The following is a 14,010-nucleotide window of genomic DNA, read 5'->3' as shown; positions in this document are numbered from 1 at the left end:
ATGGCAAAGCTAATAAAGCAAGTTGAAGGTAAAAAAGCCTATATTGGCATACTTTCAGAACAGGAAATAAAGGAAGCCGAACAATTAATGGATTCACTACTAGAAGCAATTCCTACTTTAGAGGATGAGTTAGAAACACGCTACCATGGAATCATTCAAAAAAACCGATTAGAATTCGCTCATGAGTACGGTAGTAAATTACGTGAATTACTTAAATTTCACAACGTAAAGGAGTACCAAAAAACAATATTTTTCCAACAAATAAGACATTTTGCTTCACAGGATGACACCCTACCAAAAGATCGTTCAGAGTCTAGAGAAATTCTTGACTACTATTATCGATTGGCCAATTACCCGTTAGAAGAAGCCAAATTAATCAATTGGTCAGAGTGGTCTCAAATCTTCGATATACCTGCTCTTTCAAAAGATGAGCGAATCATCCATTGGCTACTGACCGTGTCAAAAGAAAAAAAGATTTCTCGTGAAATATTTCGGGAGTTAACAACTGGACTCCGTTTATATACCAAAAATAAAGATTTATCTTTTTTAACTGAGGATCAATTAAATCAAAAGTTATCCAATGTTCTTTTTATGAGTAAAGAGAAAATCAATTTATATGCTAAATTTTTCACGGATCGAGGGATTAAACCAACTAAAGCACGTTTAACACAGAAAAAAAAATATCGTGAAAAATACTTTTCTGAAGCATTTCATGATTTAAAATATAAATCTGAAAATACTTCTCTGAAAGAATTATGTAATAGTGTATTTATAAATGTCTATAAACCACAAAATTTATAGAATCTATTTTCTATTAAAATACCGGTTTTTAGACAAAGTAAAAATATACCTGTTTAAATTAACGATCTAACAGGTATATTTTTACTTTGTCATAAGTCAGTCGATTATAAAAAATTATATCTCCACAACCTAAATAATATTGAAACCGAATGAGAGTTGTCTTTTAAAGAAAAGAGAAAATTGCAATGAAAAATACAAAGTTTTATCACCCGATATTGTTACAAATTCTTTGAAAGTACGTTGGCAAAACGATAGCATGTCCCCGTGTAAGAGGATGATGTGTTCGTAATAATGCCTTCCATCAAAGCTACCATTAAACGTGAGTCAGCGAATATTCACAAACGATAAGAACCTTAACACGATCCTTTCTTTCATTAGCTTCATAAAGTACCTTTGAAACATAGGGGTTGTATTTGGCTTTTGCGAATTTGTTTTTAACAGAAGAAAAATGAGCTACTCCTCCTTTATAAACCTTTTTCAGCTAAGTGCAATTTTTATACTTTTTAACTTTAGCTATTGCATCTACAATTTCATTAGTACTTAGAAAAAACCCGCTACTTGAGTTAATGAGATAAAACTATACTTTTTTCATAAGTATAGTTTTATCTAAATACATTAAGGTAAGCAGAATTTTGTATAAATATTAATCCACTCTTTCTTTATCATTCACTAAGAAGTTTATTTCCCCTTTTCTTTTATAAAGTTTGATACCACTTCCCTTTTCATATAGAAAAAGCATTTTCTTTGTAGAACGTTCAACTAGCTTAGTTTGAAGAAGTGCTGCCCTTCCCATCCTGTCTTCAATTTGTTTTTTTCTCATAGATATATTTAAACTATGCCCATGACTCATATGTACTATGGTTTCAATAGAATTTAGTTTCTCTAAATTTTCAATGTGAGAATGGCTAACCAAATGCTTTCCTTTGGTCTAAAGGAGTTACATGGAAACCAAGTGATACCTTGTTTTGCAGAAATGGAAATAGGCACTCTGTATTTATTTCCCAGTATGGACTTGGAACCTATAATGGCCCCTTCTAAACTTGATCCTAGGTAGTTAAGAGTATCATTGATTATTTTCTCTGGAGATTTATTTACCAAGAACATATTCTCTCCCTCTATTGCTCTAGTATTCTCCTTACCGAAATTATCAAACTCCGATATTAAACTAATTGTTTCTTTGTTAATTATGTATTCTCTTTTCATATTAATCACCCCTGCGACCATTATCCTATTTTATGTATTTTTTGTAAAATCAACCTAATTATTTAGACCTATAAAACTCGTTCTTTTTGATTCATATTCCTGTTAAATGAACTTACTCTTTACAATACAGACCCACAAGGGCATAACTTTTACATTTTCTTAATGGAGATTCTTTCATTTTCACTGATTTTCCAGTCATTTTGTGAAGTTTAATAGAACTTTTAGGTCCGGTCTCTTTGAAAATGACAATTTCATGAAATTTACAGACATGGAGCTCCCTTCACTTAATTATTGACAAATATTGGTTAACCCTTTATGGTTATACACATAAGTATATAACCATATAAGTTTGATTATGGTGATTCTGAAAAGTGGTGAGGGAAATGAAACCGTTCAATCAGGATAAACCGATTTATTTACAGATACGCGAGAAAATCGAGGATCAGATTGTGAATGATCAGTTAAAAGAAGGCGACCAGGCTCCTTCCACGAACCAACTCGTCAGCTTTTATAAGATCAATCATGCTACGGTGTCCAAAGGGGTTAATCAGTTAGTGGAGGAAGGGATTCTTTTAAAAAAAAGGGGGATTGGCATGTTTGTAGCGGAAGGTGCTAAAAGCAAGCTTGTTCAAAAACGGAAAAAGGCGTTCGTCGATCAGTATGTCATCGGCTTGGTCCAGGAAGCAGATAATCTAGGCATCAGTGAACATGAAATAATGGAGTTCATTAAACAGGTGAAAGGACGTGGGTTGCATTGACGGTAGAGGTTGTTGTGAATAATCTTGGTTTACGCTACGGGGAGCACCATGCCCTGCAGCATATTGATTTCAAGCTGTCTGGACCGAAGATTTACGGTCTTCTCGGCAGAAATGGGGCAGGAAAAACGTCCTTATTGTCCATTCTCTCCTCATTCCGCTCTCAAACGGAAGGTATGCTTACAATCAATGGTGAAGAGCCTTTTGAGAATGCAAAGGTCATGTCATTGGTTAATTTCATTTACAGTAAAGATTATAAGGAAGAATCCGAAAACGCTAAAAACCTTCTCCGGGATGTCGAAAGGTATCGAGCGAATTTTGACCGTGACTATGCGGAGAGTCTCCTCAGGAAATTCAATTTACCGGCAAATAAACCATTGAAGAAATTCTCAAAAGGGATGCAATCTGCCTTTGATGTGGTTGCCGGCTTGGCTAGTAGGGCACCAATCACGATTTTTGATGAAGCCTATCAAGGGATGGATGCGCCGACACGTGAGATATTTTACCGGGAAGTGTTAGAGGATCAAGCTCACCATCCGAGGATTATCATCCTTTCCACTCATTTAGTTTCGGAAATGGACTATTTGTTTGATGAAGTATTGATTCTGCATGAAGGAAAGCTGTTACTTCAGGAAGAGTATGAATCGTTCATCACGAAAGGTGCTTCGATCACCGGAGAAACTGATGAGGTAGATGATTTTGTGCGTGGCCTTGAATTGAAGCAGTTAAGTGTACAGCAATTGGGCGGCACCAAGTCTGTAATGGTTTTCGGGGAACTAAGTGAAGCCAAACGAAAAGAGGCGCAGCAACGTGGACTCGAAGTTGGACCCGTTTCGCTTCAAGATTTATTCATTCACTTGACTGGAGAGGATGTCTGAAATGAATCAAAAGCCTTACTTACAAGTAACGAGGGATATGTTTTGGATGCAGTTTGTTTGGACACTCAGCTTCTTTGGCGTCATGTTGCTTATCCATGTAATTAAAATAACCACTTCTCAGTTTAGCGAGGATGAAGTAAGTACATTTTTCGCCTCGTCTTCCATTACTTCCAATATATTTATGCTTGTCATCGGGATTATCTCCTCATCTAGTTTCATCAAACACTATGTAGGCCATGGAATCACAAGGAAAGATTTCTTTTATGGTGCCACTATCGCTTCCGTCACCTTGTCGATCATCATTCCCTTAATGTCAGCACTCATTAATCATGTGATTTCGTTTATCATCAAGCTTGCTGATTTACCAATCGTTTTTCAAGGGTATAAGTCGGAGCGTATAGATGATGGCGGAAACCTTAGTGATATGATCCAATCCGTTATTTTAACACCGATTGTAGAACTTCACAGTGACCCGCTATTAGCCCTATTGATCTTCTCATTAAATATCCTCACCTATTATATAGTAGGATGGCTCATCGGGGCGGCCTTCTACCGGTTTGGAACCATTGCCGGCCTAGGCAGTATTGCATTGGGGGGCTTAGTTCTTTATATAGAAGACGTTCTCATTCATGCCGGACTCGGAATTGGGATGTATAACTACACCTTCACGATGCCTTTGTATGTTTCGGTCTTCGTAGTGCTGGTGATAGTAGGAATAATCCTTTGTATCATTCGGCAATTTACTAAAAGGGTGGCCATTAAGGTTTAATAGGTATGAGGATGCTGTTAATAATTATAAACGTAAAGCCTCACTACATGTCACATGTAGTGAGGCTTTGTTTTGCAGTTCAGCTGGTGGCTGTCACTCATCTTCATCCTCTTCATCTTCCCACACGGTTAATCCGCTTAAGAACGTTTCGAAGTCAGGAGCTAATTTAATGATCTTCTCATCTTCCACATCAACGAATATAACAGGTGGGTTTTCTTTCGTCTTTCTGTAATCGAGGGCCGTCCATGTATGTCCATCGCCGGAGATAAGGACAATATTTTTCGGCAAGTCCCATTCTTCGATTAAATAGTCGCTATCCAGGATGCCATCTTCTTCGGCAATTCCGCTGATATAGTCCACGTTCACATGGTCATCCGCCCATGATGTCGGAACATCAGTTGGATAGGCGTTGCATTCGATATAGCCACCGTTCTGTTCTTTAAGGAGCGTTATATAAGCTTGCGGTAATTTTACTTTCAGCTGTTTTTCCGCCATTTTGACCATTTCATCTGTTAATGGTGCTAACTTCTCTATTTCTACATCTTCTAACCAGATGCTTTTCCCCATTGTTTGCACTTCCTATACGTTCATATTTTCATTCAAGACACATGTTACATGGTTCATTATTACTTGTATAGGATTTTTATCCTTTTCCTGTTCAATATTCATGTTACGAATGTTTGGACTCCCAAAACTTAAGCTATATGTAAAAAATCTACGAACCGAAATACTCAATGATCTCAAAACCTACATAATCTGTTTTGGCTGGATATTCCCTTCTATAATAACAATCCCAATAACTTACTACTCGACTTTTGATTGTCTGATAAAATCTTGGATTCTCTGTTATGAATTCTTTTATTGTATCCTTATCAATATGACCTACATTTTCTTTTATCACGTGTAAGATTTCTATTACATACTCCCCCGTCAGCCGAATGATATAGGGAAGGATCCACCCATTGACGTCACTGCATTGATGAATGATCTTTTTTAAATACTTTTCTCTAATAAACCCATCGTGATGCCTTGTAAATAAACAATCTACCACTAGTTGTTGTCGATCTGTTAAGGATTGATAGTGCGATAGGGAAAATTCATTATTGTACATGCGTTCAGGAATCCTCAACCTACTTCCCTTAAAGTGAACCTCAAAACAAGAAGAGACGTCTATCTTGTTTGTTTGGGTCATCATACTCAACACCCTCAGCACATCTTCCTCTAATTCAGATGGAAATGCTTTTGCTAACTCATATTTTCTACCTACCATGTATTCACCAACTTTAATGTGCTTACTGTTCATTTTTTTTCAAAGACTCCGTTGGTTCAAGAAGGATCTTGATTATCATAGGCTTTTGACCAATGAAATGGTTGGATTTCCTCCAGTGTTTTATATACAAGTCTTTGATCTGGGTTCGTAATGGCTGCTTTTACATGAGGCCCCCAATACCAAAGTCTTTCTTGGCATACCCCGCAAGGAGTTAAGACTTTAAATTCAGCCTGTTCGTTATCTCTTGCCACACAAATAGAATGTGTAATCTTTGTGTTCAGCTTATGTGCTTCAAGAATCGCACCCGTTTCCATACACAATTCCGTCGATGCATTTATGACCTCTGGCGCAACGCTTGTCAAGACCTTGCCATCCTCCGTATACATTGCTGCGGCACCGCCCCATCCAGAAGGGTATCTCCTTGTGATCAATTCGATTGCTGCTTGATACAATCTTTGTTCAATCTTCATGTTTCTCCCCCCCATTACCTTGCAAAAATACTTTAACGTATTAGTTTACGTGTAAACTTTAACAATCCTATACCACTTTAGCATAAATTCAATTACCTAGTTTACTATTTTTGGTAATATATTAAAAGAGGCTTATTCAGCTAACAGTGCAATGGCTTAATGATCCTTAAATCTTTTCAAAAACATCATAAAAGGAAGTGTTTGAGATTGGGTAGTGAAGATAAACTCATAATTTATCCATTAAATAATGACTTGATAGAGGATATCAATCTGACAAATGATTATTTTACGTTATTTGGTAGGGTTGTCCCCCGTTTACAAGCAGGAAAGTGGTCTTATGAAGAGGTTCTTTTTGATAAAGCTAGAGAAACACGTTTTCCAGATGACGAACTGGATTGGAGTCACTATATAAACCAAGAGGATAAAGCGTTGTTTTTAGCTTATCTGAATGATACGTGCATAGGGCAAATTAGAATCATTCAGGATTGGAATCGCTTCTGTTATATTGAAAACATTGCGACCAAGAAAGAGTATAGAGGCAGTGGCGTCGGAACGTTGCTCTTACATCAGGCAGAAGAGTGGGCCAAACAAAGGAACCTGATAGGCATGTCCTTGGAAACCCAAGATGATAATCTTGGTGCCTGCAGATTCTATGTGAAACAAGGATTCATACTAGGTGGAGTGGACACACTCAAGCAGTCCTATAATCCTGATATTGAAACCACTTTATACTGGTATAAGGTATTCAAGTAACGGGGATTTAGCGGAATCAGCCATACAGTCATCGTACACTTAGCATCTTTCCCCAATACTGATCAAAAACTTAAAGGGAAATTTCATCAGGTGAAAGATCAGGTGAAAGCGGTTCTTGAAGATAGATTTCAAGGAGAAGGTGTCCTATCCGAATATTTTAAAGACGTGTGGCGTAGTTAACTTTCAGTCCATATTAATGAATAGTTGTAAACTGGCATATAACCATTGTTATATGCCAGTTTTTTCTTCATATTCGAGTATGTCACCAGGTTGACACTGTAATGTCTGGCAGATTTTTTCTAATGTGTCAAAGCGAATACCACGCGCTTTACCTGTTTTTAGTATGGATAAGTTAGCTTGGGTAATTCCAACTTTTTCCGCTAATACTTTTGAAGAAATTTTTCTTTCTAGCATGACTCGATCTAGATTAATTTTTATCATGAGGAGCTCCCACTTAAATCACGTTGTTAGAATCGTCTTGCAAGGATATTCCGTATTTAAAAACCACATAAAGCGTATATACGATAGCTAATAGAAGAATGTTGCCTAATAAACCTGGACTGGAATTTGAAAAAACATTACTGACATTGTAAGCGTGTAGTTTTGCAAAGAACAGCTGACTGATGAACTGCAAAATGGTGAAGCTTGTGATTGCGATCAGGATTTGTTTGAGGCACGTAAGATTTTGGTAAACAAAGAAGTCTTGTATATAAATATTACCAATCATTTTACGTAACGCATGCATAATGATAAACAAACAAGCAATGATTGCTAGCGCCACTAAGCAAGAAAGTACTAAAAACCATACTGATGGGTTTGTGTTTAAGTTTGAGTTAACATCTACATACTGTAGTAATTGTTTTTTAACTCCATTCGGAACTAACAATACAGCTCCAGTCCCAAATAGTAGCATTAATCCGGCAAACGCACATAAAAATTGAGCAATCAGAGACATAATTGATAAGAATTTCAAAACAGACTTGGTAAAAAGACTCATTAGATATAGCCCTCCTTTATCACTTTACATTTATTTCCTTTTTATTATAAAACAATAAAGGATTATTGTAAAACAATAATTATAAGTTTTGAAAATCGCTCGCAATCTTGTAAAAAGGAGATGCTCCTTAATCGAAGTATCTCCCTCTCGTCTCATTTTCCCCTTTCAAATACGACCCTTCCCGCCACGACCGTTTTCAACGCTTTGGCTGTCAGCATCTCGTCTGTCGTGCCATCGAATAGGTCCCGGTCGAATATCGTGAAGTCCGCGACGTAGCCTGGTTTGATGTAGCCACGCTCATGCTCTTTGTTGATCGCCTGGCTACTGCCGATCGTGTACAGTTGAATGGCTTCGAAACGGGATAGCTTTTGTTCCGGTATGTAGCCATCATTCTCGGCGCTTGGTCTTTTCCGTTCGACTGCTGCATAGATGGTTACGAGCGGATCGATGTCCTCTACTGGTGCATCCGTTCCCGCTGCACACATGATGCCCCGGTCCAGTAGCGTTTTCCATGGATAGGCTAAGGAAAGACGTTCTTCCCCGAGGCGGTCGATGACCCACGGGAAGTCGGATGGGACGAATGCCGGTTGGATGTCCACGACAAGCGGTAGGTTCGCCATTCTTTCGACTAGGTCCTCTCGCAATATACAGCAGTGGATGAAGCGGTCCCGCTTGCCGCTTGGTGCCGGATATTTTTCAATGACCCGAAGGACTTGTTCCGTCGCCGCGTCCCCAATCATATGGACGGCCACGACTTCGTTATGCTTGCGTGCCAATTTCACCAACGTCTCCAACTCTTCATCGGTTTGGATGAAGAGCCCTTTGTTGTCCGGTTGATCGGCATATGGCTGGGATAGGGCCGCCGTCGACCCGCCAAGGGCCCCGTCGGCAAAGATCTTCATCGCGCCCGGTTCTACATAGGGCTGGTCAAACTCTGCGTTGGCTTCGATCATTTTTTCAAAAACGGCGTTATGCCGCAATATATTCACGCGGAAATGCTTCTTCTTGCCAACGACGCGGTGAAACGCCGTGAGTGGGTTTCTGAAGTCTCCGAAATAGTTCATTTCCTCTGTATGCCCACCCGTCAGGCCATAAGAAAGCATGTTATCCACAGCAAGGTTCAGTGTGTTCGTCAATGAATCGATGTACGCTTCCCCTTCTTTTGGCACAGCTTCTGTAACAGGGTTCATCGCTTGGTCGAACAACAGGCCATTCAACCTGCCATCCGCATCTCTCCCGATTTCCCCGCCTGCTGGAGGTTGGCTGTCTGATGTGATGCCGCCTGCTGCAAGGGCCGCTGAATTGCCCAACACGACGTGATGGCAAACCCGCGTCAACAGGATCGGTTCTTTCCGAATCGCATCAAGTTCCCCGATTGTTGGAATGCGCTGGTCGGCGAAGTTATTCTCGTTCCAGCCTTCCCCATACAACCAGCTATCATTTGGGGCTGCCTTCGCTGCCTCGCTCACCATCTCCAGCATCTCGGTTGCCGAACGGGCTTTTGTTAAATCAAGACGAATTAACTTTTCTCCTTGGAAGAGCATATGAAGATGGCTGTCAACGAACCCCGGATACATGACGGCCCCTTTCAAATCCATTCGCTCATCTGCCTCGACGTTCAGTTCATTGAATGATCCCGTAGCGAGTATGTTGTCACCCTCGACAAGGACGGCTTCTACCGTTTCATGTTCTTTCTCCATTGTGTAAATTGTGCCGCCATACCAAAGTTTCTTCATAGGAAGGATCCCTTTCTCTGCGAGTTTTCGTTTACCTTAACGCGTCGACATCGATACGTCCTGTTTTACTTTCTCCATGGTTGCCAGTTTTCCCTTTATTCAAAAGCAATAGCCCCTCTAAAAATATGACCATCCATCTATACAATCGGCATTTTCCTACAACTATGAATTGTTTAGTCAAAAATAAGGCCCCCCTTCATCAAGGTGGGCCTCAGTCAAAGTCACATTTATCTATCAAATTTCTCTCGAATAGTGCTGTACTTTCTCTTTATCGATTTCCACCCCGAATCCAACTCCATCTGGAATGATGATTTCAAAGTTTTCATATTGGATGTCATTCACCGTGATCGTATCTTTGAACAATAATGGGCCAAATAATTCCGTACCGAATTTCATTTCCGGTATCGTTGAATATAATTGTGCACATATGGCCGTCCCTAGGCTGGATTCGATCATCGTCCCCCCGTATAAACCGATTCCAGCCGCTTCGGCAATGGCTGCGACTTTTTTCGTTTGTGTCATTCCGCCCGCTTTGCACACTTTTAGGGCGATGGAATTGCCTGCTCTGTGTTTCGCGATTTGGAAGCAATCTTGGATGGAGTTCGCCGATTCATCCGCCATGATTGGCACCTTGAATCGGCTCGTCAAGCGTGCCATTCCTTCGTTGTTCCAAGTTGGGAGTGGCTGTTCGATCATGGAAATGCCACCGTCTTCTAAACGTGCAATGCAGGCATTCGCCGTATCTTCATCCCACGCCTGATTCACATCTACAGTAAGGCGCGCTTCGTCCCCGACGGCTTTTTTAATCTCCAATACATGTTCAACATTTTTAATCGGATCGCCTTTACCGATTTTCAATTTGAAGATATTATGACGTTTCTGGTGTAAGAGTTCCTTCGCTTCTTCAATATCTCTATCCGTATCTCCGCTCGCCAAAGTCCAGGCGACTGGCAGCGATTTATGAATCTGGCCGCCAAATAGCTCAAAGGCAGGCACCTCTTTACTTCTAGCCGTTAAATCGATCATCGCCGTCTCTATCAAGGATTTGGCAAAGTAGTTGCCTCTTACGTGTTTCGAGATGTCATACATGATTTTGTCAAAGTGTACGGGTTCCTTACCGATGATCAAAGGGGATATATACCGGTCAATATTGACCTTTATGGCTTCCGGAGTGGATTCCCCGTATGAAGCACCGCCTATCGTCGCGACTTCCGACCATCCTTCATTTCCCGCTTCGTCCGTTAGGCAGGCCACAACAAGGGTCTGTTCAACAATGGTATGCATCGCCAATTGATGCGGACGAATTGTCGGTAAATCTAGTATATATATATCTACTGAACGTATTTTCATAGTTACCTCACTCTCACCTTTTTACACAATAAAATCGGCTTCTGTTTTTTCCTTCACTTCTGCAAGCGTTACACCTGGCATCAGTTCAACCAGCTTTAATTGTTGATTGACCACTTCGAATACCGCTAACTCTGTCACGATCATATCCACGCTTCTGGTCGATGTAATCGGGTAGGTGCATGCTTTCAGAATTTTGCTTTGGCCGTCTTTCGAAATATGGCTCATCGTTATAATGACTTTTTTCGCACCGACCAATAGATCCATGGCACCGCCTACCCCCAAGATATTCTTACCTGGAACTGCCCAATTCGCAATGATTCCTGATTGTGCAACCTGTAAGGCACCAAGTATCGCCACATCGACATGACCGCCGCGGATCATCGCGAATGAATCGGAACTATCGAAGAAGGAGGTCCCCACGGCTTCACCGACTGGTAGTTTGCCTGCATTGACAAGGTTCGGGTCGATATCTTCCTCTTCAACATCCGTTACACCCAACATGCCATTCTCGGTGTGCAGGAATACGTTCTCATCCTCGAGATATTCGGCTACTAGTGTGGGGATGCCGATTCCTAAATTGACGGTACAAGGACCGTGCAATTCTTTGGCCACACGCTTCGCAATCAGATGCTGCACCTCATGTTTGCTCATTTGTTTATTCATTTGCTCACTACCCCTACCTTTGTCAAGATTTGCTGTGCTTGGATAATGGTATCGATATAAAGATGGGGTGTGACGATTTCCTCTGGATCCAATTCACCAGATTCGACGATCTCATCCACTTCTACGATGACTCGTTTCGCAGCGGTTGCCATCAATGGGTTGAAATTACGAGCCGTTTTGTAGTAAACGAGATTCCCTAGGGTATCAGCTTTATGCGCCCGGATAATGGCAACATCCGCGCGGATCGCTTTTTCCAGAATATAATTCACGCCATCAATATTGCGCTCTTCTTTTCCGATTGCCAGCTCGGTGCCGACGCCTGTGGTCGTGTAATACCCGCCGAGGCCCGCCCCACCCGCACGCAAGGATTCTGCCAATGTCCCTTGCGGCAGAATTTCCAGTTCAATTTCCCCTCTTTGATATTTGGCACCCACATCACGGTTGCTTGTAAAATAAGAGCCAATCCCCTTTCTGATTTTGTTTTGGTTGAGCAGGATTCCCAAACCCTTACCTGCTTCCCCGAGATTATTACTGACAATCGTCAAATCCTTCACGTCTTTTTTAGTCAATCCTTCAATTAGCGTAAGTGGTGCACCCACTAATCCAAAGCCGCCCACCAAAATCGTTTGACCGCTTTCCACGCATGATAAGGCTTCTTGCAGATCTTGTGTCACCTTCGTCATGCCTGTCCCTCCCTTGCCCGTTTCAGGGAATCGCTGATTTCAAACCATGAGGGAATGCCGGCCGTTAGAATGCATATGTATCCCACATCAGCTAGATCCGCCTCTGAAGCTCCGGCCTGTCTCGCTCTTTCTATCCAGGCAATCGCCTCCTCACCCCTCAATTCAGCAATGTAATTGCCCACCATGTTCAGGTGTTTCAATCTAGAAGAAACGGTTCCCTCACTAAGGATTTTCTCCTCGATCCTCTCGGCTTCATTCGTTTGAATGACGTACCATGTATCTACTAAAAAACGTGTATCCAGCTCTCCCATCCAGGCAATCATCGTAGAAATCACGTCTTCAATCGTTTCAGGATCATTTGCTGGCTGTTCAACTGGTGTACCCGATAATTCCAGGGCATATGCCAAAGACTCAAGCGACACTTTAAGTGACGGAAACCCCTTATATAAATAGGAAACTAGTAGGTATTCGACAAGTTCCGGAATCGTTGAACCGAAATCCATGGCGCCTTTGGTGTGATACACCATGCTACGTGAATATAGTCTTGCTGCGTTCATGCTGGCCACGAGTACATCCTTCTCTTTACGTGATAACGCGCCATCCTGCATAATTTCACCGCGCAACCCCGTATAGTGGTCTAAGACAACTGGACTGTAATCATGCATTTTTTGCACCCAGCCCGGCACCTCATCATAAACTTCCTTAAAATAATCCAACCCTTTACTCATTCATCATTCTCCCTTCTTATGTAGATTGCCATTTTTATAGTTTGATGGTTTTCAGGATGTAGGTCTCCTCACTTCTTTACTGCTTCAAAAACGTAAAAGGTGTTTGTTCGACCCTCTTCAAAAAGGATTGAATATCCCGATTGATGTCATCACGCTTTTCAAAAACCATGGTGTAGTGATTGCAGTCCGAAACGACCGTTTCGATTCGTTCCGTATACTTCTGCGTTTCCTCATAGTCGGACAGAAGGAATAACGGAGGCATGGACCCGATGTCGCCCTCAGCATACACAAGCAATACGGGGCATTGAATCTGTGAACAAATCTCTTTTGAACTAAAGGTATAAAAGCTTTCAAAGTCAGCGAGGATGCTTGATTCGGTTGATTTATTCTCCCAATGGTCAGCTACAGGAGCCACTTCGTACTCGACGGCATCCTCCAGTGTTTCTGTCCACGGGATTCCTAGGTTTCCGTAAATCCTTTTGATTTCTTCGACATAATGTTCTTGAGATTCGTATTCTTTACTCAATCGTCCCAAAGAAGGCTGAACGATCCTTCTCTGGTGCTCGGACATTGTAGCAGCACCATCCAGTAGAATGACGGCTTTTACTGTATTTAATTTACTGGCCACAATGGCCGATATAAAAGCTCCCATGGAGTGACCCAAGAGGATAGGGTTTTCGATATTCATTTCTTCTATTAATGCCAGGATATCTTCGGCATGACGAAAGATGGAAGGCTCGGGATCTGTATCCGCACTATTTCCCCGTCCCCGCAGGTCGACCGAAATGAATCTGTATTCCCCTTTATAGGCATCCGCGTAATGGTGCATGTTTTTATGTGTACCAGTTAGTCCATGAATCGCGATAATCGGACCTTTTTCCCCCGGGTAATCCACCACTTGCATTTCGTTCCCGTTGATCATTTTTTTATAAGAGTTCATGTATTGGCACCTCA

At 41.3% G+C, this 14,010-nt stretch carries 17 protein-coding genes and 1 pseudogene; 5 read left to right on the top strand and 13 right to left on the bottom strand.

Features of this window, described 5'->3' with window-relative positions; translation table 11 throughout:
• Nucleotides 1–801, top strand: coding sequence for a hypothetical protein (locus tag ACIQXQ_RS11385; RefSeq protein WP_402957474.1), 801 nt, complete (start codon nt 1–3; stop codon nt 799–801).
• A gap of 643 nt (nt 802–1,444) precedes the next feature.
• Here the strand turns inward: ACIQXQ_RS11385 and ACIQXQ_RS11380 are convergent.
• Nucleotides 1,445–2,004, bottom strand: a pseudogene (locus tag ACIQXQ_RS11380) (competence protein ComK).
• A 383-nt stretch (nt 2,005–2,387) separates the two neighbouring features.
• Between ACIQXQ_RS11380 and ACIQXQ_RS11375 the strand changes: the two are divergent.
• Genes ACIQXQ_RS11375 through ACIQXQ_RS11365 form a run of 3 tightly spaced genes read left to right on the top strand, consistent with a single transcriptional unit; the run spans nt 2,388 to nt 4,406 of the window.
• The gene (locus ACIQXQ_RS11375) at nt 2,388–2,762 is read left to right on the top strand and encodes a GntR family transcriptional regulator (protein WP_402957472.1); all 375 of its coding nucleotides are present in this window, start codon (nt 2,388–2,390) and stop codon (nt 2,760–2,762) included.
• Nucleotides 2,759–3,637 carry an ATP-binding cassette domain-containing protein gene (locus ACIQXQ_RS11370; protein ID WP_402957470.1) on the top strand — a complete coding sequence of 293 codons (879 nt, stop codon included), beginning with the start codon at nt 2,759–2,761 and terminating at the stop codon, nt 3,635–3,637. Before ACIQXQ_RS11375 ends, ACIQXQ_RS11370 begins: the two co-directional genes overlap by 4 nt.
• A gap of 1 nt (nt 3,638) precedes the next feature.
• Nucleotides 3,639–4,406: a hypothetical protein gene (locus ACIQXQ_RS11365; protein WP_402957468.1), complete on the top strand. Its 768-nt coding sequence runs from the start codon at nt 3,639–3,641 to the stop codon at nt 4,404–4,406.
• 93 nt (nt 4,407–4,499) lie between these two features.
• On the opposite strand, the gene ACIQXQ_RS11360 is transcribed toward ACIQXQ_RS11365, so the two are convergent.
• The 3 genes from ACIQXQ_RS11360 to ACIQXQ_RS11350 all read right to left on the bottom strand — a co-directional run bounded on the left by ACIQXQ_RS11360 (nt 4,500) and on the right by ACIQXQ_RS11350 (nt 6,146).
• Nucleotides 4,500–4,973, bottom strand: coding sequence for an SMI1/KNR4 family protein (locus ACIQXQ_RS11360; protein ID WP_402957465.1), 474 nt, complete (start codon nt 4,971–4,973; stop codon nt 4,500–4,502).
• Nucleotides 4,974–5,121: 148 nt separating this feature from the next.
• The gene (locus ACIQXQ_RS11355; protein ID WP_402957463.1) at nt 5,122–5,709 is read right to left on the bottom strand and encodes a hypothetical protein; all 588 of its coding nucleotides are present in this window, start codon (nt 5,707–5,709) and stop codon (nt 5,122–5,124) included.
• Between the two features lie 23 nt (nt 5,710–5,732).
• Entirely contained in the window at nt 5,733–6,146 is a 414-nt protein-coding gene (locus tag ACIQXQ_RS11350) for a cytidine deaminase (RefSeq protein ID WP_402957461.1), read from the bottom strand.
• A gap of 207 nt (nt 6,147–6,353) precedes the next feature.
• On the opposite strand from ACIQXQ_RS11350, the gene ACIQXQ_RS11345 reads away from it, so the two are divergent.
• Nucleotides 6,354–6,899 carry a GNAT family N-acetyltransferase gene (locus ACIQXQ_RS11345; RefSeq protein ID WP_402957459.1) on the top strand — a complete coding sequence of 182 codons (546 nt, stop codon included), beginning with the start codon at nt 6,354–6,356 and terminating at the stop codon, nt 6,897–6,899.
• Nucleotides 6,900–7,127: 228 nt separating this feature from the next.
• On the opposite strand, the gene ACIQXQ_RS11340 is transcribed toward ACIQXQ_RS11345, so the two are convergent.
• From ACIQXQ_RS11340 to ACIQXQ_RS11300, 9 genes are all read right to left on the bottom strand, one after another.
• On the bottom strand, nt 7,128–7,340 hold the full coding sequence (locus ACIQXQ_RS11340; RefSeq protein WP_402957457.1) for a helix-turn-helix domain-containing protein: 213 nt from the start codon (nt 7,338–7,340) through the stop codon (nt 7,128–7,130).
• 13 nt (nt 7,341–7,353) lie between these two features.
• On the bottom strand, nt 7,354–7,896 hold the full coding sequence (locus ACIQXQ_RS11335; RefSeq protein WP_402957455.1) for a DUF2975 domain-containing protein: 543 nt from the start codon (nt 7,894–7,896) through the stop codon (nt 7,354–7,356).
• Between the two features lie 152 nt (nt 7,897–8,048).
• A complete protein-coding gene (locus ACIQXQ_RS11330) occupies nt 8,049–9,632 on the bottom strand; it encodes an amidohydrolase (RefSeq protein ID WP_402957453.1) in 1,584 nt (527 codons plus the stop codon).
• A gap of 31 nt (nt 9,633–9,663) precedes the next feature.
• Nucleotides 9,664–9,813 (bottom strand): hypothetical protein, encoded by a 150-nt coding sequence (locus tag ACIQXQ_RS11325; protein WP_402957450.1) that lies wholly within the window; start codon nt 9,811–9,813, stop codon nt 9,664–9,666.
• A gap of 53 nt (nt 9,814–9,866) precedes the next feature.
• Nucleotides 9,867–10,982 (bottom strand): muconate cycloisomerase family protein, encoded by a 1,116-nt coding sequence (locus tag ACIQXQ_RS11320; RefSeq protein WP_402957447.1) that lies wholly within the window; start codon nt 10,980–10,982, stop codon nt 9,867–9,869.
• Nucleotides 10,983–11,003: 21 nt separating this feature from the next.
• Nucleotides 11,004–11,645: a 3-oxoacid CoA-transferase subunit B gene (locus tag ACIQXQ_RS11315; protein ID WP_402957445.1), complete on the bottom strand. Its 642-nt coding sequence runs from the start codon at nt 11,643–11,645 to the stop codon at nt 11,004–11,006.
• Nucleotides 11,642–12,328, bottom strand: a complete 687-nt coding sequence (locus ACIQXQ_RS11310; RefSeq protein WP_402957443.1) for a CoA transferase subunit A — start codon at nt 12,326–12,328, stop codon at nt 11,642–11,644. The genes ACIQXQ_RS11315 and ACIQXQ_RS11310 overlap by 4 nt, the downstream gene beginning before the upstream one ends.
• Nucleotides 12,325–13,056 carry a carboxymuconolactone decarboxylase family protein gene (locus ACIQXQ_RS11305; protein WP_402957441.1) on the bottom strand — a complete coding sequence of 244 codons (732 nt, stop codon included), beginning with the start codon at nt 13,054–13,056 and terminating at the stop codon, nt 12,325–12,327. The genes ACIQXQ_RS11310 and ACIQXQ_RS11305 overlap by 4 nt, the downstream gene beginning before the upstream one ends.
• A gap of 76 nt (nt 13,057–13,132) precedes the next feature.
• Nucleotides 13,133–13,996, bottom strand: a complete 864-nt coding sequence (locus ACIQXQ_RS11300; RefSeq protein ID WP_402957439.1) for an alpha/beta fold hydrolase — start codon at nt 13,994–13,996, stop codon at nt 13,133–13,135.
• Nucleotides 13,997–14,010 lie beyond the last annotated feature (14 nt).

Source organism: Peribacillus sp. NPDC097198, assembly GCF_044762055.1.
GTDB lineage: Bacteria > Bacillota > Bacilli > Bacillales > DSM-1321 > Peribacillus.
This window is presented reverse-complemented; position numbering and strand designations above follow the sequence as displayed.

Bases quoted from the DNA above. Each gene is read 5' to 3' on its own strand.
- ACIQXQ_RS11385 (WP_402957474.1), top strand. From the start codon at position 1: ATGGCAAAGCTAATAAAGCAAGTTGAAGGTAAAAAAGCCTATATTGGC.
- ACIQXQ_RS11375 (WP_402957472.1), top strand. From the start codon at position 2,388: ATGAAACCGTTCAATCAGGATAAACCGATTTATTTACAGATACGCGAG.
- ACIQXQ_RS11365 (WP_402957468.1), top strand. From the start codon at position 3,639: ATGAATCAAAAGCCTTACTTACAAGTAACGAGGGATATGTTTTGGATG.
- ACIQXQ_RS11360 (WP_402957465.1), bottom strand. From the start codon at position 4,973: ATGGGGAAAAGCATCTGGTTAGAAGATGTAGAAATAGAGAAGTTAGCA.
- ACIQXQ_RS11355 (WP_402957463.1), bottom strand. From the start codon at position 5,709: ATGAACAGTAAGCACATTAAAGTTGGTGAATACATGGTAGGTAGAAAA.
- ACIQXQ_RS11350 (WP_402957461.1), bottom strand. From the start codon at position 6,146: ATGAAGATTGAACAAAGATTGTATCAAGCAGCAATCGAATTGATCACA.
- ACIQXQ_RS11340 (WP_402957457.1), bottom strand. From the start codon at position 7,340: ATGATAAAAATTAATCTAGATCGAGTCATGCTAGAAAGAAAAATTTCT.
- ACIQXQ_RS11335 (WP_402957455.1), bottom strand. From the start codon at position 7,896: ATGAGTCTTTTTACCAAGTCTGTTTTGAAATTCTTATCAATTATGTCT.
- ACIQXQ_RS11330 (WP_402957453.1), bottom strand. From the start codon at position 9,632: ATGAAGAAACTTTGGTATGGCGGCACAATTTACACAATGGAGAAAGAA.
- ACIQXQ_RS11320 (WP_402957447.1), bottom strand. From the start codon at position 10,982: ATGAAAATACGTTCAGTAGATATATATATACTAGATTTACCGACAATT.
- ACIQXQ_RS11315 (WP_402957445.1), bottom strand. From the start codon at position 11,645: ATGAATAAACAAATGAGCAAACATGAGGTGCAGCATCTGATTGCGAAG.
- ACIQXQ_RS11310 (WP_402957443.1), bottom strand. From the start codon at position 12,328: ATGACGAAGGTGACACAAGATCTGCAAGAAGCCTTATCATGCGTGGAA.
- ACIQXQ_RS11305 (WP_402957441.1), bottom strand. From the start codon at position 13,056: ATGAGTAAAGGGTTGGATTATTTTAAGGAAGTTTATGATGAGGTGCCG.
- ACIQXQ_RS11300 (WP_402957439.1), bottom strand. From the start codon at position 13,996: ATGAACTCTTATAAAAAAATGATCAACGGGAACGAAATGCAAGTGGTG.